Genomic DNA, 22605 nt, shown 5'->3' with positions numbered 1-22605 from the left:
CTGTAAGGTGCCGCTGAATTATTTGCATGACATCAAAAAACAATTCTTCAGAAGTTATTACTAATACGCCTCGGCATATTGCCATCATTATGGATGGGAATAACCGTTGGGCAAAAGAGCGTCGACTACCAGGCTTGGCAGGTCATAAAGCGGGTGTGGATTGTGTGCGTTCAGTCATCGAAGGCTGTGTGGAGTTAGGTGTTGAATCTCTGACTTTATTTGCTTTTAGCTCTGAGAATTGGAAACGACCTCCGTTGGAGGTTAAAGGTCTAATGGAGTTGTTCAAGCTAGCATTAGATCGAGAAGCGAAGAAGTTATTGAAAAACAATATTCGCTTACGAGTTGTTGGTGATAAAACATCTTTTAGTGATTCGTTACAGAAAAAAATTCACCATGTTGAAGCTTTGACTGCCGATTGTGATGGTTTGCAGCTTAATATTGCAGCAAATTATGGTGGTCGTTGGGATATTACCCAAGCGGCTCGCCAACTAGCTGAAAAATGTATTGCTAATGAATTGTCTCCTAAAGAAATTACTGAAGAATCGTTAGGGAAGTGTATTAACCTTTCTGATCTGCCGGAGCCAGATTTATGTATTAGAACCGGTGGTGAGCAACGTATTAGTAATTTCTTGATATGGCAGTTCGCTTACACTGAATTGTATTTTTCGGATGCTTATTGGCCTGATTTTGATAAAGAGCATTTGAAAACAGCGATCCTAGATTATAGCGGCAGACAACGCCGCTTTGGGAAAACGAGTGAGCAGGTAGAGGCGGAGCAAAATGCTTAAACAGCGAATATTAACCGCGCTTGTGCTTGCACCGTTAGCATTGCTGGGTGTGTTTGCTTTACCGTTACCATCTTTTCTTTATTTTATGGATGTTGTCATTCTTTTAGGTGCTTGGGAATGGGCAAATTTATCCGGTTATGAAAGTCGAATTCAGCGTTTCATGTATGTCGGCTTGGTGGCGTCTATTCTTGCTAGTCTGCATCTTTTTTATACCAGCATTCCTATTGAACTTATCTTGTCAGTTACACTCTTAGGTTGGGTGGTTGCGCTTCTCTGGGTGGTGAAATATCCGAAGAGTTCTAGTTGGAGCGCTGGCTGGAAGCGTGCCTTAGTTGGTTTGGTTGTATTGGTACCAAGCTGGATTGCATTTGTTGGACTTAAAGGTTCAGAAAACGGTGAGATGTTGATCTTGCTGTTGTTTCTTTTGGTTTGGGGTGCTGATGTAGGTGCATACTTCTCAGGCAAGAAATTTGGTCGGGTTAAGTTGGCGCCTAATGTAAGCCCAGGTAAAACGCGTGAAGGTCTTTACGGTGGATTAGTCGCCTGTGCAGTTATTGCATTGGGGTTTGCGCTATACAATGGCTTTGAAATGCTTCAAGTTATTCTCCTTGTTGCGCTTGCTACAGTAACAGGGCTAATCTCGGTTCTTGGAGATCTATTTGAAAGTATGTTGAAACGACATCGTGGAATTAAAGATAGTAGTCAGCTACTCCCTGGGCATGGTGGTGTTCTAGATCGTATCGATAGCCTGACGGCAGCCTCGCCTTTATTTGTGTTGGGTATGCAATATCTAATTGCGTATTGAGACTGATATGGAATTGTTGCATACCATTCTTGCTACAATCGTTACCTTAGGGATTTTAGTTACAATCCATGAATGGGGGCATTTCTATGTTGCTCGCCGTTGTGGGGTTAAAGTTCTGCGTTTTTCTGTTGGTTTTGGTAAAGCTTTTTATACTTGGAAGGACCGTCAAGGTACTGAGTATGCGATTGCCAGTATACCTTTAGGCGGCTATGTTAAGATGCTGGATGAGCGTGAGGGTGATGTGCCTGAAGAGCAGCTCTCCCAAGCCTTTAATCGTAAACCTGTAATTCAACGTATCGCTATTGTTGCAGCAGGTCCCCTTGTAAATCTCGTCTTTGCTGTTTTTGCATATTGGTTTCTCTTTATTTATGGCGTATCAGCAGTCGTTCCTGTGATTGGGGGGGTGCAGCAAGGATCTTTGGCTGAAAGTGCAGGTTTGCCTATTGATTCGGAAATAGTGGCTGTTGATGGCTATGAAACTTTAAGTTGGGATGCTGTTAATCTACGACTTGCTTCGCGTGTTGCAGAAAGCGGGGTATTAACCCTTAAGTTACGTGAAGAAGGCACGACTCTTCTGCAAGAATACAGAATTGCACTGGATGAGTGGACATTTGACTTAGATAAACAGTCGCCAGTTTCCGCATTGGGGCTTGTGCCTTGGCGCCCTTATGTCCCAGCAATTTTTGGTAGCTTTTTAGAGGATGGAAGGGCCGTTGGTTCTGGCTTGAAAGCTGGTGATGAGGTTCTTTCAGTCAATGGTGTTCAGGTTCAAGATTGGTTGTCGTTTGTAGGTGTTGTTAAAGCAAACCCAGAAAACGAGTTGAACTTGAAAATCGATAGAAGCGGTCAGGAATTTTTTATTAAGCTAACGCCTGCACTGAAAATTACCGCTGATGGTGAGAAAATAGGTTATATAGGGGCGGGCACTCAGCAAGTTTCTCTTCCTGAAAATATGGAAAGGCAGATAAGATATGGTCCAATTGAATCTATCTTTATGGCTTTCGAAAGATCTTGGCAACTGATTGGTTTGATTTTCGACTCTATATGGAAAATGCTGACGGGCGATATGTCAGTAAAAAACTTGAGTGGCCCTATTACCATTGCTAAAGTTGCCGGTTCTTCTGCATCGCTGGGTGTAGAATATTATATTGGTTTTCTTGCTTATCTGAGTATTAGCTTAGGTATATTAAATTTACTGCCAATCCCTGTCTTAGATGGCGGGCATTTGCTTTATTATGCTGTCGAATTAGTGACAGGGAGGCCTGTAAGTGAGAATATTCAGCTCCTTGGTCTGAAAATTGGTATGGCTATGCTGCTTTCATTGATGTTTGTAGCATTATTTAATGACTTTATGCGGCTGTGACAGCTGTTTCGATTATTTATTACGGATTAGACGCACTTCATGAAACGTGGCATTGGACTTCTGGTAGCGCTCTTTTTCTGGGTTTCTTTCGCTCAGGCAAACACATCATCTTTCGTTGTAGAAGATATCCGTTTAGAAGGATTACAACGTGTTTCTCCAGGGATTGTGTTTAGGAATTTTCCTGTTACAGCGGGTGAACAAGTAAATGCTCTGTCATTGTCCAAGGCTACTAAAAAACTATTCGCCTCTGGTTATTTTGACGATATTGAGTTGTTACGTGATGACTCTGTTCTTGTTTTACGTTTACAAGAGCGTCCGTCGGTCAGTTTGATTAAGCTCGAAGGTAATAAAGTTCTAGAATCCGAAGCGTTACTGGATGGTTTGAAGCAAACAGGTTTACAAGAAGGTGATGTCTTTAAGCGTTCGACCTTAGAGCAAATTAAACAGGATCTTGTTCGTGTTTATGCTTCACAGGGACGCTACGGTGCTAGTATTAGCACGGAAGTAGAAAACCTCCCGGGCAACCGTGTTGCACTGAATATCAATGTCAAAGAAGGCCGTGTTGCAACGATTCAACATATTAATATTGTGGGGAATACGGTTTATTCTGATGAAGAGCTTAAAGAATTATTCTCTTTAAAACTGCCAAATTTCTGGTCATTCTATAAGAAGGATGATCGCTATGCGCGTCAAAAGCTTACCGGTGATTTGGAGCGAGTGCGTTCTTATTACCTAGATAGCGGTTATGTGAACTTCTCTATTGATTCGACTCAGGTATCTATCACCCCCGACAAAAAGAATGTCTATATCACGCTAAATGTAACTGAGGGTGAAAAGTATACCATTCGTGATGTTGCTGTTGCAGGCGAAATGGTAGTGCCTGAGGAAGAGCTTTTAGATTCTGTTAGAGTTGAAGAAGGTCAGGTATTTTCACGTCGTTTGATAACAGAGTCTCAAGACGCTCTAACAAAGCGTATTGGCGATGCAGGTTATATGTTTGCAAACATCTCGCCAGCTCCGGAATTGCATGATGATAATACCGTCACTGTAAAGTTTTTTGTTGATCCGGGTAAGCGAACATACGTTCGTCGTATTAATATTCGAGGTAATACGCGTACTGCTGATGAGGTTATTCGTCAGCATTTGAAACAAATGGAAGCGGCGGTTGCGTCAAATGAATTGATCGAACAATCCAAACAGAGACTAGAGAAAACAGGCTATTTCAAGACAGTAGCTGTTGAAACTACGCCAGTCCCTGGAAGTAACGATTTAGTTGATATTGATTACAATGTTGAAGAACAACAATCCGGTTCATTCTCCGCAAGTGTCGGTTTCTCTCAAAGCGCAGGTATTATCTTAGGTTTTAAACTGCAGCAAGATAACTTCTTGGGAACTGGTAAGAGGGTAGGAATTGGTATCTCTAATAGTGATACATTAACTGAATATTCCTACAGTTTCGTAGATCCTTATTACACTGTTGATGGTGTTAGTCGTGGTTTCAACGTTTATTACCGAGAACGCGATTTTGATGAAGATAACGCTAGTGCGTTCTCAACGGATGAAATGGGCGGTGGTGTTAACTTTGGTTATCCAATTGATGACTATCAACGTTTGAATTTTGGTTTGAATATTGAAAAAGTGACGATTAAAACCAATTCCACTGAAACACCGGATGAAATTAATCAGTATCTTGCTGATGAAGGTAATGATTATGTAAATCTCAATGTTGTTGGGCGTTGGAGTTCTAATCATTTAAACCGAGGTTTCTTCCCGACCAAAGGTTATTCACAGAGTCTGTCTTTAGAGCTCGGTTTGCCTGGTAGTGATTTGAGTTATTATAAAGCGCAATATAATGGTAAATGGTACTACCCATTGACTGATGATCGTTTTTGGATTCTATCCTTGAAAGGTCGTGTAGGTCTTGGTGGAGAGCTAGGTCAGAATGAATATCCATTTTATAAACATTTCTTTGCCGGTGGTTTGAAAACTGTTCGAGGTTATGAGCAAAATTCTTTAGGCCCTCGTGATTCTAAAGATGACCCATTTGGCGGTGATGTTTTGATTACTGGTGGTGCAGAATTTATTTTTCCAACTCCTTTTGTAAAAGAAAGAACATCTTGGCGTACATTGTTATTTGTTGATGCCGGTAATGTATTTGATACTGACTGTTCGTCTGTATCCAAACCGGGTAATTGTACAGATGGCGTAGAACTTGATGAGCTGAGATTGTCAGCTGGATTTGGTTTGAGTTGGTTGACACCAATTGGGCCTTTGTCTGTTGCCTTGGCTGCTCCTCTCAATGATAAAACTGGTGATGATACAGAAGTATTCCAGTTCGCATTAGGTCAAACTTTCTAAGGAATAGAATATGAAATTTAAAGCCGTTTTGGGTTTTCTTTTTGCAGCAACATTAAGTTTTAATGCAAGTGCTGAAAAGGTTGCTGTTTTAGGTGTTCAACAAGCGCTGCTTGCTTCTGAGGCTGCTGCAGATTATCGCCAGTCACTCAAAACTGAGTTCGCGAAAGAAGATAAGAAAATGCTTGATCTAGAAAAACAGGTCAAGGCAGCAAGGGAAAAGCTGAAGAAGAACAAAGATCTAGCGTCTGAGGCTGAATTGAAGAAAATGAGTATTCAATTCCAAAAAGTTTTTGCCGAGTATCAAAAAAACGGTCAAGCGCTACAACAGAAGAAAATGCAACGTGAGCAGGCGTTTATTCAAGAGATGCGTCCTCGTCTAGATAAGGTTATTCGTGATCTTATCGAGAAAGAAGGTTACGACGTAGTGATCGCTAAACAGGCAACTCTGTTTACAAAAAAAGAACTAGATATTACTCCTCGAGTAGTTGAACTGCTTAACAAACAGTAGGCTAGCCATACTGAATGAGTTCAAATGAGTATACGCTAAAGCAGTTAGCTGAATTCTTATCAGCAGATTTGCATGGTGATGATGATTTCAAGGTTAGTGCCCTAGCTACCTTAGAAAAAGCTCGATCTTCGGATTTGAGTTTTATCGCAAATAGTAAATACCAGAAATACCTATCTGATTCACAGGCGGGAGCTGTTTTGATGGCTCCTACGGATTTAGAATATTTTGAAGGTAATGCTCTAGTTCTTGATAACCCTTATCTTGCTTATGCTCGTGTTAGTCAGCTTTTTGCTCTACCCCCTGATTCCTTAAAAGGTATAGCTGCTTCAGCGAATATTGCTGAATCTGCAAAAGTCGCAAAAACAGCCTCTATTGCTCATGGTGTTGTTATTGGCGAGCGTTCAATCGTCGGTGATGGGGTTGTAATTGAGCCCAATGCAGTGATTGGTGCTGACTGTGTTATTGGTGCTGAGTCAGTTATAAAAGCTAATGTAACCTTATATACAGATGTTCATATTGGTACAAATTGCCTCATCCATAGTGGTGCTGTTTTAGGTGCAGACGGATTTGGTTTTGCCAATGAAAAAGGCGATTGGGTAAAAATTGCGCAATTAGGTGGGGTTAGGGTTGGCAACAACGTTGAGGTTGGTGCTGGGACCACAATAGATCGTGGAGCTTTAGAGAACACGATAATTTCTGATGGTGTGATTTTAGATAACCAAATACAAATCGCACACAACGTTAGCATTGGTGAAAAATCTGCGATTGCAGGTTGTACGGCGGTAGCTGGAAGCACTAAAATTGGTGCCGGTTGTACGATTGCTGGAGCATGTGGAATCACAGGGCATTTAAGTATTGCCGATGGCAGTCATATCACCGCCATGTCATTAGTTACAAAATCAATTGTTGAACCAGGTGTTTATTCGTCTGGTACCGGTATGCTTCCACATAAACAGTGGAAGAAGAACGTAGTTAGGTTTCGTCAGTTAGACGACCTAGCGCGCCGCATAAAGTCTGTAGAAGATAAGATTACTGAGATTAAGGGTTCTTAAGAAATGATGGATGTAAATGAAATTCGGGAATACCTTCCGCACCGCTATCCGTTTTTACTGGTAGATCGTGTGCTGGAGTTAGAAAAGGGAGAATCCATTGTTGCGATTAAAAATGTCACCGTTAATGAGCCTTTTTTCAATGGTCATTTTCCAGATCACCCTGTAATGCCTGGTGTTTTGATTGTCGAAGCTATGGCGCAAGCAGCTGGTATCCTAGGTTTTAAAACTATGGATAAAAAGCCACAAGATGGTTCGATTTATTACTTTGTTGGCTCAGATAAACTACGCTTTAAACGACCGGTGGTTCCAGGGGATCAGTTGAAGCTTGAAGCAAAAGTTATCTCTGAACGTCGTGGTATCTGGAAGTTTGATGTGCGAGCTACCGTTGAAGGTGATATGGTAAGTAGTGCAACAATTTTGTGTGCTGATAGAAAGGTTTAAATCTTGATAGATTCCCGTGCTCTTATAGACCCTACTGCAAAGCTTGCTGATGATGTTGAAGTAGGGCCTTGGTCAATCATTGGGCCTGATGTGGAAATTGGTGCGGGCACCGTTATTGGCCCTCATGTGGTTATCAAGGGGCCAACCAAAATCGGGAAGAATAACCGCATATTTCAATTCTCGTCTGTTGGTGAAGATTGCCAAGATAAGAAATATGCGGGTGAGCCGACGACCCTGACTATTGGGGATGATAATGTTATCCGCGAAGGTGTCACGATCCATCGTGGTACTATCCAAGATGCAGGTACTACGACAATTGGTAGCCATAATCTATTTATGGCTTATGCGCATGTTGCACACGATTGCGTTGTCGGTGACCATGTAATCATGGCTAATAATACGGCGATTGCAGGGCATGTACATATTGGCGACTGGACCATTCTTGGTGGTTTTACTGCGGTGCATCAATTCTGCAAAATCGGTTCTCATGTGATGTGTGGAACCAGTACAGTTGTGCTTAAGGATATACCTTCCTACATTATGGCGAATGGTAATACCGCTAAGCCGCATGGTATTAACGTTGAAGGTCTTAAGCGTCGCGGTTTTAGTGCTGATTCAATAGCTCAGTTGCGCCGTGCTTATAAAACTATCTTTCGTAATAAACTTACAACAGCTCAGGCATTGTCTGAATTAAAGGCGATGGCTAATGAATGCCCTGAAGTTGTTCCGATGATCCAATCTATTGAATCCTCCACTCGTGGCATAATTCGCTGAGGTTGATTATGCCAAACCCCCTACGAGTAGGCATTGTAGCTGGTGAAGCTTCAGGCGATATTTTAGGTAGTGGTTTAATCAAAGCCTTAAAAAAACGCTACCCAGATCTCACTGTCGAGGGGATTGGCGGTGAGTTGATGATCGCTCAAGGCTGTCACTCTCATTACCCTTTGGAAAGATTATCAGTTATGGGGCTTGTGGAAGTCCTTGGGAGACTACCTGAACTTCTTGGTATTCGAAAAAAGCTGATTCGACACTTTATTGATAACCCTCCTGATCTGTTTATTGGCGTAGATGCACCAGACTTTACTCTTAAAATGGAAGGGGAGTTAAAGGCAGCTGGAATTCCAACGGTGCACTATGTCAGCCCATCTGTCTGGGCATGGAAGCAGAAGCGCATTTATAAAATCAAGCGCACCACGGATCTTGTTCTTAGCCTGTTTCCATTTGAGGCTAAGCATTATGCGCCTACTCAGCAGCGAGTCGCTTTTGTCGGTCACCCTTTGGCAGATAGTATTCCGCTCAGTGTCAACGTAGTTGAGAGTAAGAAAAAGTTTGCAGTAAAGTCCGGCGAGAAAATTATTGCGTTATTGCCTGGTAGTCGAGGTAGTGAGCTTAAATATTTGGCTGAGCCTTTTTTAGATACCGCTCGCTGGTTGAGTGAGAGGTTAGAGAATGTTCGTTTTGTGATTCCTGCTGCCAATGAGACACGCCATGATCAGTTACATCAATTGATAGTAGAAAAATACTCTGATCTTAATATTCAGCTTGTGATGAAGCATTCGCGTGATGTGATGGCGATAGCCGATAGTATTTTGATAGCGTCTGGAACCGCGACGCTGGAAGCTACTATTTTGCAGAAGCCAATGGTCGTAGCCTACAAAATGGCACCGTTGACCTATGCTATTTATTCTCGAATGGTCAAATCTAAGTTTATCTCTTTACCAAATCTTTTAGCTGATGAGGCTTTAGTGCCTGAAATCTTACAGGACCAAGTAAAACCAGAAGTGCTAGGACCTGCGGTATTAAAGAGTTTGCAAGATAGTGAATACAAAGCTTATTTGCGTGATAAGTTTTCAGCAATACACAAGCAACTTCATCAGGATGCAGACGAAAAAGCCGCAGATGCCATTGAGGCGCTTTTGAAAGATAAAGGTGTGATCTCGTGAGTACCATGGAATTAGATTTTTCTCAGGGGAAAAGGGTTGCCGGTGTTGATGAGGTTGGTCGTGGTCCGTTGGTGGGAAATGTCGTTGCTGCCGCTGTAATTTTGGATCCAGAAAATCCTATTCAAGGTTTGGCTGATTCGAAAAAGCTTTCTGCAAAAAAAAGAGAGCAGCTTTATATCGAAATCAAGGAAAAGGCGTTGGCATGGTGTGTCGCTTCGGCATCGCCAGCTGAAATTGATGAAATTAATATATTACATGCCTCTATGTTAGCGATGAAAAGGGCTGTCGAAGGATTAGATATCCCTGCTGAGTATGTATATGTTGATGGTAATCGAAGTCCCGATCTAAATTGTCCTAGTGAACCTGTCGTAAAAGGGGACAGCAAGATCCCTGAAATTAGCGCTGCATCCATTTTGGCCAAAGTCGATCGCGATAGAGAGATGGAGCTTCTTGATCAGCAGTATCCAGAGTATGGCTTTGCTAAGCATAAGGGCTACCCTACAGTTCTACATTTTGAAAAACTGGCTGAACATGGCCCGTTACCTGAACATCGTCGCAGTTTTAAGCCCGTACGGGATCTGCTTTCCTAACCTTTAAAAAGTTTGCTTTATGTCTGATCCGCAGTTTGTCCATCTTCGCGTTCACACAGAATTTTCCTTAGTTGACGGTTTGGTTCGAGTCAAAGAGCTGGTTAATGCCGCAAAAGATGACCATATGCCCGCCGTCGGTATGACGGATCAAACAAATTTCTTTGGTTTGGTTAAGTTCTTTAAAGCGGCAACAGGTAGTGGTATTAAGCCTATTTGCGGTTCCGACCTGTGGGTGGAAAATACAGATGAGCCTGGTGGGGCTCCTTACCGTCTAACCTTGTTGGTTCGAAATGCTGAGGGTTACCTCAACCTGATGGAGTTGATCTCGCAAGCTTATGCTGAGGGGCAAAATGTTCTAGCGGATATGGCCTTGGTTAAACCTGAATGGGTAGAGGCTAAATCAGCGGGCTTAATCGCATTGTCAGGTGGGCGGAAAGGTGAAATTGGTCGTTCTATCTTGGCTAATAATGATCAGGCTGGGGCGATTTTAGAACGCTGGATGAAGGTCTTTCCAAACAGCTTTTATCTAGAAGTTCAGAGAACAGGTAGAGTGGGTGACGAGCAGATCGTTCATGATTCTGTTGAGTTAGCTAAAACCTATAACTGCCCATTGGTGGCGACCAATGAGGTTATGTTTATTAATGAGTCAGATTTTGAGGCTCATGAAGTACGTGTATGTATCAACCAAGGCCGTACATTGGAGGATCCAACGCGTCCAAAAGAGTACAGTGACCAGCAATACTTCCGTTCCCAAAAGGAGATGGTTGAGCTCTTCAGTGATATCCCATCTGCGGTCCAAAACACAGTAGCGATTGCTAAGCGCTGTAATATTGAGATTGAAATCGGCACATATTATCTACCGAAGTATCCTATCCCTGAAGGGATGTTGATGGATGATTATTTCCGAAAAGTGTCTTTTGATGGTTTGGAGGAGCGCCTAGAGATCATTCTCGATAAAGAGGATCCTGATTATCAAGCGAAACGCCAGGAATACATCGATCGTTTAGAGTTTGAATTGGATATTATTATCCAGATGGGTTTCCCAGGTTACTTCCTGATCGTAATGGACTTCATTATGTGGGGTAAGGAAAACGGTGTTCCTGTAGGCCCTGGTCGTGGTTCAGGTGCGGGCTCCTTGGTAGCTTATGCGCAAAAAATTACCGATCTTGATCCGTTAGAATATGACCTTCTGTTCGAACGATTCCTAAACCCTGAGCGTGTCTCCATGCCTGACTTCGATATCGACTTCTGCATGGATAACCGAGATAAGGTAATCGACTATGTAGCGCGTACCTACGGACGTGATGCTGTTTCTCAGATCGTAACCTTCGGTACCATGGCTGCGAAAGCGGTGGTGCGAGATGTGGCGCGTGTACAAGGTAAACCGTTTGGTCTTGCAGACCGACTTTCAAAGCTTATTCCTTTTGAGCCGGGCATTACTCTGAAAAAAGCCTTGGATCAGGAGCCTATGCTGGGTGAGTTTATTGAGTCCAGTGAAGAGGCTCAAGAAATCATGGATATGGCGTATAAGCTCGAAGGTGTGACGAGAAATGTAGGTAAGCACGCCGGTGGTGTAGTAATCGCACCTACCAAATTAACAGACTTTGCTGCTACGTACTGTGATGAAGAGGGTAATGGCCTTGTTACTCAGTTCGATAAAGGCGATGTAGAAGAAGCTGGGTTAGTAAAGTTCGACTTCTTGGGTCTGCGTACGCTGACGATTATCGATTGGGCGTTGCAAACGGTAAACCGTATTCGTGAAAAGAACGGTGAAGAACCGCTCGATATAGCTCTGATTGATCTTGAAGACAGAAAAACCTTCGATCTTCTGCAAGCTGCTGAAACTACGGCAGTATTCCAGCTTGAGTCCAGCGGCATGAAGGATTTGGTTCGCAGGCTATTGCCTTCGCGCTTTGAAGATATTGTCGCGCTAGTAGCTCTATTCCGACCTGGACCGTTGCAGTCAGGCATGGTAGATGACTTTATCAACCGTAAGCATGGTCGCGCGGAGATGGCGTGGCCACATCCTGATTATCAATTGGATTCACTGCAACCGGTACTTGAGCCGACTTACGGAATTATCCTTTACCAAGAGCAGGTAATGCAGATTGCTCAGGTAATGGCGGGTTATACCCTTGGCGGTGCGGATATGCTGCGTCGTGCGATGGGTAAGAAAAAGCCTGAAGAGATGGCTAAACAGCGGGTTTCTTTTCTTGATGGTTCTGAGCAGAATGGGATCGATCGTGACTTAGCTGGGAATATCTTTGACCTAGTAGAGAAATTCGCAGGTTATGGTTTTAACAAATCCCACTCTGCAGCTTACGCCTTAGTTTCTTATCAAACGGCTTGGCTTAAAGCTCATTACCCTGCGCCGTTTATGGCGGCGGTAATCTCTTCTGATATGCAGAACACCGACAAGGTGGTGATCTTCATTGAAGAGTGTCGTGTGATGGGTATTCCTCCTGCGTTGCCGGACGTTAATACCGGTGAGTACATGTTCACCGTAAACGATGAGGGTGTCATTGTTTATGGTCTGGGTGCGATTAAAGGCGTAGGCGAAGGACCTATAGAGGCAATCACGGAAGCGCGTGCAGATGGTGGCCCATTTACGGATCTATTTGATTTCTGTGAACGTGTAGGTGCGAAGAAGCTTAATAAGCGTGTTTTGGAGGCTTTGGTTCGTTCCGGTGCGCTAGATTGTCTAGGCGCAGAGCGAGCGATTCTATGGGAAGCTATTCCGGATGCGCTGAAAGCTGCTGATCAAGCGGCTAAAAACCAAGACGCAGGGATGTTTGATCTATTTGGCGAGGTAGAGGCTGAATCTGATCGCTGCTCATATGAAGACTACAAGTCGGTTAGATCTTGGACGGATAAGGAGCGTCTTACGGGTGAAAAAGATACGCTCGGTTTGTACCTCACCGGCCATCCTATCGATGAATATGAGTCGGAGTTAAGGCACTTTGTTGGTAAGCGTATTGTCGAGTTGCAGCCTGCTCGTGGGCAGACCCAAAAAATGGCAGGCTTGGTGGTTGATCTTCGACTGAAGAAAACCAAAAAAGGCGATAACCTTTGTTTTGTGACTTTGGACGACCGTACTGCGCGTATCGATGTAACTCTTTTTGGCGATACTTATGATGCGGTACGTGAACTTGTTCATAAAGACGCAGTGCTAGTGGTTGAAGGAGAAGTGGCAGAGGATCACTTCTCTGGTGGAATCAAGGTGCGCGTAAGTAAAGTGCTGACCATCCCGCAAGCGCGTGCTCAGTATGCAGAAGGTATCCAGGTAAAATGCAACGAAAGTCAGTTAGCTGGTAGGCGCCTGAAGGAGCTGCAGGAATTGCTTAATAGTTATAAGGGAGAGGGCTCACTGCCAGTGCAGTTGCGCTACTCTCGACCTGATGCAGAGGCAACTATAACTTTGGGCGATAACTGGCAGGTTCAGGCTAACGATGATTTGTTGATTGCATTAATGGAGCGGTTCGGAAGTGATGCCGTTTCATTAACCTATTAGTCAGTTTAACTGGCGTAATTTAGCTGTCCTGTTTGGAGGCGAGGCTTTCTCTTGTAGGGTCTGGTTCTTAAAGCTGCAAACAGGTACACTTTGGACAATTTTTTACTATTGAATAGATGAGTCATATGAATCCGAACTATCTGGATTTTGAACAGCCAATTGCAGAGCTGCAGGCAAAAATTGAAGAGCTACGTCTGGTAGGGGATTCGGCTGAACTGAATATCTCCGATGAGATTAAGCGTCTGGAAGACAAAAGCCGCACTCTGACAGAATCTATTTTCTCTGATCTGTCTGCTTGGCAAGTATCACAGTTATCCCGTCACCCTCAGCGTCCATATACATTGGACTATATCGATTATATGTTCGATGAGTTCGATGAAATTCACGGTGATCGTCATTTTGCTGATGATCAGGCTATCGTGGGTGGTATTGCGCGTATGGATGAACGACCAATAATGGTGATTGGTCATCAGAAAGGTCGTGGTGTACAGGAACGTCAGAAACGTAACTTTGGTATGCCTCGTCCAGAAGGTTATCGTAAAGCACTACGTCTAATGGAAATGGCTGAGCGTTTTAAAATGCCAATCATGACCTTTATTGATACGCCGGGAGCTTACCCGGGTATTGATGCTGAAGAACGTGGTCAGTCAGAAGCTATTGCATTTAACCTAGCTAAGATGTCTCAGCTAAAAACACCTGTCATTTCCACTGTTATTGGTGAAGGTGGCTCGGGTGGTGCATTAGCAATCGGTGTATGCGATGAGCTAATGATGATGAGTTACTCTACGTATTCAGTAATTTCTCCAGAAGGTTGTGCCTCTATTCTTTGGAAGAGCGCTGAGCGTGCTGCAGATGCAGCTAAAGCAATGGGTATTACTTCTGATCGCCTGCTTGAGTTGGGCCTGGTTGATCAGATCGTAAGTGAGCCGCTTGGTGGTGCTCACCGTGATCCAGCCCTAACAGCGGCTAATCTTAAGCGTCACCTATCTGAAGTGCTGGGTCGCTTAGATGAGCTATCTACCGATGAATTGCTGGAGCGTCGTTATAAGCGCTTGATGGCATACGGTTTTGGTGGTGAAGCCTAATACAGGTAATCTCACCGCTTTACAGGAGTGTGAGCGCCAGTTTCAGGCGCTGACCTCCCGTTTTATCTCTTCCCTTGATTCGTCCTCTTCAATCTCCCGTTGGGTTATTGCCCATAGCGGTGGATTAGACTCTCAGTTATTGCTGTACCTTGCTTGTAAGGTGTTACCACGCAGCCAAATAGTCGTGCTTCATATCAACCATAATTTGCAGGTTGATGCAGATAGTTGGTCTACATTTTCCGAGAGACAGGCTGAGCTTAATGGTGTGCTTCATCATTCCGTTTCGGTCACTCCTAATAATTCCTCTGAAGTTGCTGCAAGGGATGCGCGATACGCAGCGTTTAATGACTTTATAAACAAGGGTGATTGCGTGCTGTTTGGTCACCATGCTGATGATCAAGCTGAAACATTGCTGTTTCGTTGGTTAAGAGGGGCTGGCCTGACTGGCTTAAAAGGTATGCCTGAACAGCGGGAGCTGGGGCGGGGTTATCTATTACGGCCCTTGCTTTATTGTTCGCGCAAACAATTGGAGCAAGCGGTAACTGAGATTGGCTTGGAATTTATTCAGGATCCATCTAATGATTTCATTGATTATGACCGAAACTTTTTAAGGCATAAGGTATTACCTGAATTAAAGCTGCGTTGGCCGCAATTGCTTTCCCGTTGGCAAAAAAATGCAGACTTGGTGGCTAAAAGTGAGTCTTTATTGAATCATTATTTAGATCAAGATTTGCGTCAGTGTTTAACTGCAAATAGGCAGTTAAATCTGGATGTATGGGGGCTTTTGATTGAGATAAAGCGTTCCGAGCTGATTCGGCGCTGGGTTTATAATGAGATTGGCTTCTTGCTTAATGAGCAGCAATTAGAGCAAATTCAACAAGATGTTATTCAGGCGCAATCGGATGCTAACCCCATTTATTCTATTCAGGAGTACTCCCTGCGCCGCTTTCGCAATCATTTATATATAGTCTCCCCATCCTCTGAGCTACTCGATAATGTCGAAATATCTGAGACTGGCTGTTGGGAATTAGGAGATGGTGAGCTAACCATCGAATTCGCTAAGCCGCTACAGAAATCATTGACTCTTCAACGCCGCAAGGGTGGAGAAAGGTGCGTTCCTCATGGGCATGCGCATTCAAAATCGGTAAAAAAATTGCTCCAAGAAGCAGATATTCCTCCTTGGGAGAAGGCTAGCTGGCCACTGATTTTTCAGGGTGAAACCGTAGTTGCAGTGCCAGGTATCTGCGTTTGCGATGGCTGGGATAAAGAAAGCTCAGGTTTTTCGCTTTTATGGCGTCCCTTATCGTTGTCTGATTAGCGCTCATTTGCTATCCTATAGCCCCATCTCGATCTTAAAATATCCTCGCTTAAACACGATCAAACAGGTTCTGCATGACGCGTTATATCTTCGTCACAGGCGGTGTTGTGTCCTCATTGGGCAAAGGCATCGCATCCGCTTCTTTGGCTGCTATTTTGGAAGCCAGAGGGCTTAAAGTTACTATGTTGAAATTGGACCCGTATATTAACGTGGATCCAGGGACAATGAGTCCAATTCAGCATGGTGAGGTTTTTGTTACTGAGGATGGTGCAGAAACTGACCTAGACTTGGGCCACTATGAGCGTTTCATCCGTACAACGATGACTAAACGTAATAACTTCACTGCTGGTCGTATCTATCAGCATGTTTTACGTAAAGAGCGTCGTGGTGATTACCTAGGTGGAACGGTTCAGGTTATTCCGCACATCACAGATGAAATTAAGCGTCGTGTAATCGAAGGCGCTGGTGATGCTGACGTTGCCCTAGTAGAAATTGGTGGTACTGTTGGTGATATTGAATCACTACCATTTATGGAAGCAGTACGTCAGTTAAAAGCTGAACTTGGTTCCGCTCGTGCGATGTTTATGCACCTGACGCTTGTTCCATACATTGCGACAGCTGGCGAAATCAAAACTAAGCCGTCACAGCACTCAGTAAAAGAGCTGCGTTCTATCGGTATTCAGCCAGATATTTTGGTATGTCGTTCCGATTTCCCACTTCCAGACTCTTCTCGTCGTAAGCTGTCGTTGTTTACTAACGTTGAAGAGCGTGCAGTAGTGTCGCTTCCTGATGCAGATACTATCTATAACATTCCTCGAATGCTGTCTGAGCAAGGCTTAGACGATATCGTAGTGGAACGTTTCCACTTAGAGTGCACAGAAGCAGATCTAGGTGAATGGGATCGTGTAGCAGATGCTCATCTTAACCCAGAAGGCGAAGTTAAAATCGCTATGGTGGGTAAGTACATGGAACTGTTGGATGCCTACAAATCTCTTATCGAAGCGATCTCTCATGCGGGTATCGCATTGAAGAAAAAAGTTCGCATCGAATGTATCGACTCTGAGCGTATCGAACGTGAAGGTGTTGAAATTCTAGATGGCGCAAGTGCGATTCTAGTACCAGGTGGTTTTGGTGAACGTGGTGTCGAAGGCAAAATCGCTGCTGTTCGCTATGCGCGTGAAAACAAAGTGCCATACCTAGGTATCTGTTTGGGTATGCAGGTTGCGGTTATTGAATTTGCTCGCCACGTAGCAGGTTTAGAAGATGCGACATCTTCCGAATTTAATAAAGATGCTGAACATCAGGTAATTGGTTTAATTACTGAGTGGGCTACCTCTGAAGGTGGTGTGGAAACCCGTGATGAAGCTGATGATCTGGGTGGTACTATGCGTCTGGGTGCTCAAGTTTGTCATCTGGCAGAAGGTTCTACTGCTGCTCAAGCTTACGGTAACACTGAGATTACTGAGCGTCATCGCCATCGTTATGAAGTGAACAACAACTACGTTGAGCAACTGGAAAACGCTGGTTTAAGAATTTCTGGCCGTTCTGTTGATGGTGAGCTGGTTGAAGTGGTTGAAGTTGCAGATCACCCTTGGTTTGTCGCTTGTCAGTTCCACCCAGAGTTCACATCCACCCCGCGTGACGGTCATGGCTTGTTCAAAGGCTTCATTCAAGCTGCATTAGATCAACAAGCTAAACAGTAAAACGAATTAAGGATTGGGGGCTTGATGCCCCCAGAACGTAAAATTTCTGGAGTTATTTCCCCATGGCACAGATCTCTGATATCAAAGCCCGCGAAGTACTTGATTCTCGTGGTAACCCAACAGTTGAAGCTGATGTAATTCTTGCATCTGGCGTGATTGGTTCTGCCTGTGCACCTTCTGGTGCGTCAACGGGTTCTCGCGAAGCGCTAGAACTGCGTGATGGTGATAAAGGCCGTTACCTAGGTAAAGGCGTACAAAAAGCGGTTGCAGCGGTTAACGGTGTTATCCGTGAAGCGCTAACGGGCATGGATGTAACAGATCAGCGCGCGCTAGATAATAAAATGCTAGAGCTTGATGGTACTGAAAACAAAGAAAACCTAGGTGCAAATGCAATCCTAGCGGTATCTCTTGCAGCGGCAAAAGCAGCAGCTACAGAAAAAGGCATGCCTCTATACGCTCACATTGCAGAGATTAACGGTACTCCAGGTCAGTTCTCCCTACCACTACCGATGATGAACATCCTTAACGGTGGTGAGCATGCGGATAACAACGTTGATATCCAAGAGTTCATGGTTCAGCCAGTAAACTTCGACAAGTTCTCTGAAGGCTTACGTTGTGGTGCGGAAATTTTCCACGCACTAAAAGCTGTTCTAAAAGCAAAAGGCTTAAACACTGCAGTAGGTGATGAAGGTGGTTTTGCTCCAAATCTTGCATCGAACGAAGAAGCTTTGGTTGTTATTAAAGAAGCAATCGATAAAGCGGGTTACGAGTTAGGTAAAGATGTAACGCTAGCACTAGACTGTGCTGCATCCGAGTTCTACAAAGAAGGTAAATACGACCTTTCCGGTGAAGGTAAAGTCTTTGATGCAGAAGGCTTTGGTGATTACCTTGCAGAACTAACTGAAAACTACCCAATTGTTTCCATCGAAGATGGTCTAGACGAGTCTGATTGGGATGGTTGGGCTTACCTAACTAAGAAAATCGGTGACAAAGTGCAGTTGGTTGGTGATGACTTGTTCGTAACTAACACTAAAATTCTGTCACGTGGTATCGAGCAGAGCATTGGTAACTCAATCCTGATCAAGTTTAATCAGATTGGTTCTTTGTCTGAGACGCTAGACGCAATCAAGATGGCTAAAGATGCAGGCTTCACAGCGGTTATCTCTCACCGTTCTGGTGAAACTGAAGATACAACTATTGCTGATTTAGCAGTAGGTACAGCTGCAGGCCAGATTAAGACGGGTTCTCTATGCCGTTCTGATCGTGTTGCTAAGTACAACCGTCTTCTACGTATCGAAGAAGAGCTAGGTGACGGCGCAATCTACAACGGCCTTTCTGAAGTGAAAGGTCAGGGCTAAGCGTAGTACCCTACGTAATAGTCTGATATAAAAAGGGGGCTTAGTGCCCCCTTTTTTACTTATAAGAAATCTATGTATCGCTGGTTGGTTGCCCTTATATTATTTTTGATACTCGGACTGCAGTACAGATTGTGGTTTGGGGAGGCGAACCTGCGCGATATTTGGGCTCTAAATGCCAAAATAGAACTGCAACAAGGCATTAATCAAGAGCTTAGTCAGCGTAATAGTGAGCTAGAAGCCGAAGTTCTAGATCTTAAAAAGGGTAATGCTGCTTTGGAAGAGCGGGCTCGTAGTGAGCTTGGTATGATCAAAGATGATGAGTCCTTTTTCCAGCTGGTGGAACCCGCCTCAGAGAAGTAACCTTTTATGACAGCCCTACCTACAGAATTTACATATCTCAATGAAAAGCCTACTGGTTCTGCCGTGATCCGCAGTTGCCCAGAGGATTTTCAGGTTATCGAACAGCTAGGGTTTGAGCCTGAAGGATCAGGCGAACATGTGTTTCTTTATATTCGCAAATGCGGTGAAAATACTGATTGGGTTGCTAGGCAATTAGCAAATTTTGCCCAAATTAGCCCTAGAGATGTTAGTTATGCGGGTAAAAAAGATCGTCATGCTGTAACTGAGCAATGGTTTTGTGCGAAATTCCCGATCAAGCGTAATTTGAATTGGAAGTTATTTGGTGGCGATAGCATAGAGGTTCTTAAAGCTGTTAGGCATCAAAGAAAGCTACGCCTAGGTACCCTTCAGGGGAACCGCTTTAAATTGAGACTTCGCCAGATTACTAATATGAATGAACTGCTGCAGCGCTTAGATTATGTGGCTAAAGAGGGTGTACCCAACTATTTTGGCGAGCAACGGTTCGGTCGGGACTATGGTAATTTAGATAAAGGGATCGCGCTGTTGCGCGGCGAATATCAGGAGCGGCAAAGAAATAAGAAGGGTATTTATATCTCTGCTGTTCGCTCTTGGGTATTTAATCAGGTTTTATCTCAAAGGTTAGATCAAGGCTTGTGGAATACCATTCTTGATGGTGATGCACTGATGTTGGCAGGAAGCCAAAGCTGTTTTGTCGAAGATGAAGCGACCGATGAATTACAGCAACGTTTAACGGATAAAGAGATTAATCTTACCGGCCCAATGTGGGGCGGTGGAGATATGCTACCAAATGCTGCAGCTGAAAAATGGGAGCAAGAGCAGGTCGGGCGTTGGTCTGAGGTCAGTGATTTGCTTGAAAAACTAACGTTAAAACAAGAGCGTAGATCTCTTCGATTGCTTCCCCAGCAGTTAGAAATTAATGTGATTAATGAGACTGAATGTTGGCTTGAATTTGGCCTGCCTTCAGGGGCATTTGCAACCAGTGTATTGCGGGAGCTTTGCAATGTTACCCAGCCTGAAAGTAATGAGGGATAAATGAAGATACTGATCTCTAATGATGATGGTGTTTATGCACCAGGCCTTGCTGCTTTAGCAAGAGCCTTAGCCGAGGTTGGAGAGATTCTGGTGGTTGCCCCAGACCGTAATCGTAGTGGTGCAAGTAATTCGTTAACGTTGGATCGTCCACTAGAAGCCTTTGAACATGAAAATGGCTTTATTGGGATTAATGGCACCCCAACAGATTGTGTGCATTTAGGTAGTTCAGGTGTATTCGGTTTTGAGCCAGATATCGTTGTTTCTGGCATCAATGCTGGTCCAAATTTAGGCGACGATGTCATCTACTCTGGGACGGTTGCTGCAGCTATGGAAGGGCGTCATCTTCGCTTTCCCGCTATTGCAATCTCCTCTGGAGAGTTTCATCCAGCACATTACGACTCTGCAGCTCAAGTTGCTAAGAATTTGGTCGAAAACATCCAGCACCTGAATGTTGCTCCCCGTACAGTAATAAACGTCAACGTGCCTGATTGCCCTCTTGATGATTTTGCGGGGATTCATGTTACACGTTTAGGCCATAGAACCTGTGCTGGAAAGCCAATAGCAACAGAAGACCCTCGTGGAAAAACACGTTATTGGATAGCGGGAGCGGGACCAGCCGCAGATGCGGGCCCAGGCACGGACTTTTATGCTTTAAGTGAGAAATGTGTATCTATAACGCCTTTACATGCAGATATGACGCAATACTCTGGCATGGATAATGTGGGTGATTGGTTGGAGAATAGTATTTGAACGATCAGCAATTACGCGGAATAGGAATGACTTCGCAGCGAACAAGGGATCGTTTGATTAATCGATTAAGAGATCAGGGAATTCAGGACGAGAGTGTTCTGGATGTGATGAGGAATACGCCAAGACATATTTTTATCGATGAGGCTTTAGCTCATAGGGCATACGAAGATACTGCTTTGCCCATTGGTTACAATCAGACTATCTCGCAACCGTTTATCGTAGCGAAAATGACAGAGGTGCTGCTCTCAGAAGGACCACTGCAAAAAGTCCTAGAAGTGGGGACGGGTTCTGGTTATCAAACATCAATTTTGGCGCCATTGGTTGGTCAGTTGTACAGTGTAGAGCGTATTAAGCCTCTTCAGGATAAGGCGCGGGAGCGTTTAAAGTTGATTGGCCTCAATAATGTACAGCTGAAGCATACAGATGGTGGTATGGGGTGGTCTGCGAAAGCGCCTTATGATGGTATTTTGGCAGCTTGTGCACCAGAAAGTGTGCCAGAAGAGTTAAAGCAGCAGCTTGCTGTTGGTGGTCGTCTAATTATTCCGGTAGGTGGTAGCGATTCCCAAAAGTTGAATCTGGTTATCAGGTTATCTGAAGATGAGTTCAGTACCGAGATTTTAGATTGTGTGAAGTTTGTACCTTTGTTAAGTGGTACGGTGAGGTAGTAAATTGAAGCAAGAAGGAAGAACGTGGCGCGACTATCTAGCATTGTCAGGCAAAGGGATGATGATGGGAGCTGCAGATGCAGTACCAGGCGTATCTGGTGGTACTATTGCCTTCATGACTGGTATATATGAGGAGCTTATTTACTCTTTAAAGCAGTTTGGCCCTGAAGCTTTGTTTGTGTTGTTTAAACAAGGCCCTATTGCAGCCTGGAAGCATGTCAACGGCACTTTTTTACTGACGCTTGTTTTAGGTATTTTTATAAGCTTGGTGACTGTTGCAAAGGTGGTGCTCTTTTGGTTGGCTGAATATCCTGAACTTCTATGGTCTTTCTTCTTTGGCTTGATCTTGGCTTCAGTATGGTCTGTCTGCAGACATATAGAGCAGTGGGATAGTAATAGCTTTACCGCATTTATTGCCGGAACTATTGCTGCCTATATGATTACCTCTATATCCCCAACCACAATCGAAGCGACTCCGTTATTTATTTTCTTAGCCGGAATGGTAGCTATTTGTGCCATGATTTTACCGGGTATCTCAGGTAGCTTTATCCTTCTGCTGCTAGGTATGTATACGCCTATTCTGATGGCTATCAAAAATATTGAGCTATTTACTTTAGGTATTTTTGCCGCAGGCTGTGCTGTTGGTCTATTGAGCTTCTCTCGTGTTTTAAGTTGGATGTTTAGTTCATTTAAAACGACGACTTTGGCTTTATTAGGGGGCTTTATGTTGGGCTCACTGAATAAAGTATGGCCGTGGAAATATACGACTGCTTACACAATTAATCGGCATGGAGAGCAGGTTCCTCTCGTTCAGGAGAATATATCTCCCTTTTCGTTTGAATCTATGACGGGTCAGCCTTCCTTTGTTATATACGCTGTTGGATTAATGATTTTTGGTGCTGCAGCGGTGTTATTGATAGAACGAATGGGCCGGAGGTCTGAGACATAGAGTCT

At 44.0% G+C, this 22605-nt stretch carries 20 protein-coding genes; all 20 read left to right on the top strand.

The window, feature by feature from the left end:
* The first annotated feature begins 26 nt into the window (after window positions 1–26).
* The 20 genes from uppS (at window position 27) to ACMXYU_RS14305 (ending at window position 22600) form a co-directional block, all read left to right on the top strand.
* Entirely contained in the window at window positions 27–788 is a 762-nt protein-coding gene (gene uppS / locus ACMXYU_RS14400) for a polyprenyl diphosphate synthase (protein WP_415899219.1), read from the top strand.
* Window positions 781–1593 carry a phosphatidate cytidylyltransferase gene (locus ACMXYU_RS14395; RefSeq protein WP_415899218.1) on the top strand — a complete coding sequence of 271 codons (813 nt, stop codon included), beginning with the start codon at window positions 781–783 and terminating at the stop codon, window positions 1591–1593. The genes uppS and ACMXYU_RS14395 overlap by 8 nt, the downstream gene beginning before the upstream one ends.
* Before the next feature lie 7 nt (window positions 1594–1600).
* Complete coding sequence (gene rseP, locus ACMXYU_RS14390; protein WP_415899217.1) at window positions 1601–2956, top strand: sigma E protease regulator RseP; 1356 nt, start codon at window positions 1601–1603, stop codon at window positions 2954–2956.
* 39 nt (window positions 2957–2995) lie between these two features.
* Window positions 2996–5314, top strand: coding sequence for an outer membrane protein assembly factor BamA (gene bamA, locus ACMXYU_RS14385; RefSeq protein WP_415899216.1), 2319 nt, complete (start codon window positions 2996–2998; stop codon window positions 5312–5314).
* Window positions 5315–5324: 10 nt separating this feature from the next.
* Entirely contained in the window at window positions 5325–5822 is a 498-nt protein-coding gene (locus tag ACMXYU_RS14380; protein WP_415899215.1) for an OmpH family outer membrane protein, read from the top strand.
* 14 nt (window positions 5823–5836) lie between these two features.
* Complete coding sequence (gene lpxD / locus ACMXYU_RS14375) at window positions 5837–6874, top strand: UDP-3-O-(3-hydroxymyristoyl)glucosamine N-acyltransferase (RefSeq protein WP_415899214.1); 1038 nt, start codon at window positions 5837–5839, stop codon at window positions 6872–6874.
* A gap of 3 nt (window positions 6875–6877) precedes the next feature.
* On the top strand, window positions 6878–7315 hold the full coding sequence (gene fabZ / locus ACMXYU_RS14370) for a 3-hydroxyacyl-ACP dehydratase FabZ (protein ID WP_415882444.1): 438 nt from the start codon (window positions 6878–6880) through the stop codon (window positions 7313–7315).
* 3 nt (window positions 7316–7318) lie between these two features.
* Window positions 7319–8089, top strand: a complete 771-nt coding sequence (gene lpxA, locus ACMXYU_RS14365) for an acyl-ACP--UDP-N-acetylglucosamine O-acyltransferase (protein ID WP_415899213.1) — start codon at window positions 7319–7321, stop codon at window positions 8087–8089.
* Window positions 8090–8097: 8 nt separating this feature from the next.
* On the top strand, window positions 8098–9258 hold the full coding sequence (lpxB, locus tag ACMXYU_RS14360; RefSeq protein ID WP_415899212.1) for a lipid-A-disaccharide synthase: 1161 nt from the start codon (window positions 8098–8100) through the stop codon (window positions 9256–9258).
* 5 nt (window positions 9259–9263) lie between these two features.
* Complete coding sequence (gene rnhB, locus ACMXYU_RS14355; RefSeq protein WP_415901131.1) at window positions 9264–9848, top strand: ribonuclease HII; 585 nt, start codon at window positions 9264–9266, stop codon at window positions 9846–9848.
* A 19-nt stretch (window positions 9849–9867) separates the two neighbouring features.
* Window positions 9868–13359: a DNA polymerase III subunit alpha gene (gene dnaE, locus ACMXYU_RS14350; RefSeq protein WP_415899211.1), complete on the top strand. Its 3492-nt coding sequence runs from the start codon at window positions 9868–9870 to the stop codon at window positions 13357–13359.
* A 125-nt stretch (window positions 13360–13484) separates the two neighbouring features.
* Window positions 13485–14444: an acetyl-CoA carboxylase carboxyl transferase subunit alpha gene (gene accA, locus ACMXYU_RS14345; protein ID WP_415882439.1), complete on the top strand. Its 960-nt coding sequence runs from the start codon at window positions 13485–13487 to the stop codon at window positions 14442–14444.
* Window positions 14434–15762 (top strand): tRNA lysidine(34) synthetase TilS, encoded by a 1329-nt coding sequence (gene tilS / locus ACMXYU_RS14340; RefSeq protein ID WP_415899210.1) that lies wholly within the window; start codon window positions 14434–14436, stop codon window positions 15760–15762. The genes accA and tilS overlap by 11 nt, the downstream gene beginning before the upstream one ends.
* A gap of 74 nt (window positions 15763–15836) precedes the next feature.
* Window positions 15837–17465 (top strand): CTP synthase, encoded by a 1629-nt coding sequence (locus ACMXYU_RS14335; protein ID WP_415899209.1) that lies wholly within the window; start codon window positions 15837–15839, stop codon window positions 17463–17465.
* A 62-nt stretch (window positions 17466–17527) separates the two neighbouring features.
* Window positions 17528–18823: a phosphopyruvate hydratase gene (gene eno, locus ACMXYU_RS14330; protein WP_415899208.1), complete on the top strand. Its 1296-nt coding sequence runs from the start codon at window positions 17528–17530 to the stop codon at window positions 18821–18823.
* A gap of 129 nt (window positions 18824–18952) precedes the next feature.
* A complete protein-coding gene (locus ACMXYU_RS14325; RefSeq protein ID WP_415899207.1) occupies window positions 18953–19183 on the top strand; it encodes a septum formation initiator family protein in 231 nt (76 codons plus the stop codon).
* 6 nt (window positions 19184–19189) lie between these two features.
* Complete coding sequence (truD, locus tag ACMXYU_RS14320; protein WP_415899206.1) at window positions 19190–20236, top strand: tRNA pseudouridine(13) synthase TruD; 1047 nt, start codon at window positions 19190–19192, stop codon at window positions 20234–20236.
* Window positions 20237–20986, top strand: coding sequence for a 5'/3'-nucleotidase SurE (gene surE / locus ACMXYU_RS14315; protein ID WP_415899205.1), 750 nt, complete (start codon window positions 20237–20239; stop codon window positions 20984–20986). It abuts the gene before it with no gap.
* 26 nt (window positions 20987–21012) lie between these two features.
* Entirely contained in the window at window positions 21013–21651 is a 639-nt protein-coding gene (locus ACMXYU_RS14310; RefSeq protein WP_415899204.1) for a protein-L-isoaspartate(D-aspartate) O-methyltransferase, read from the top strand.
* A gap of 4 nt (window positions 21652–21655) precedes the next feature.
* Window positions 21656–22600, top strand: coding sequence for a DUF368 domain-containing protein (locus ACMXYU_RS14305; RefSeq protein WP_415899203.1), 945 nt, complete (start codon window positions 21656–21658; stop codon window positions 22598–22600).
* Window positions 22601–22605: the final 5 nt, after the last annotated feature.

Source organism: Neptuniibacter sp. QD48_11 (assembly GCF_047778095.1).
Taxonomy (GTDB): domain Bacteria; phylum Pseudomonadota; class Gammaproteobacteria; order Pseudomonadales; family Balneatricaceae; genus Neptuniibacter.
The sequence above is the reverse complement of the archived record's forward strand: the minus strand, read 5'-3'. Positions and strand labels throughout refer to the sequence as shown.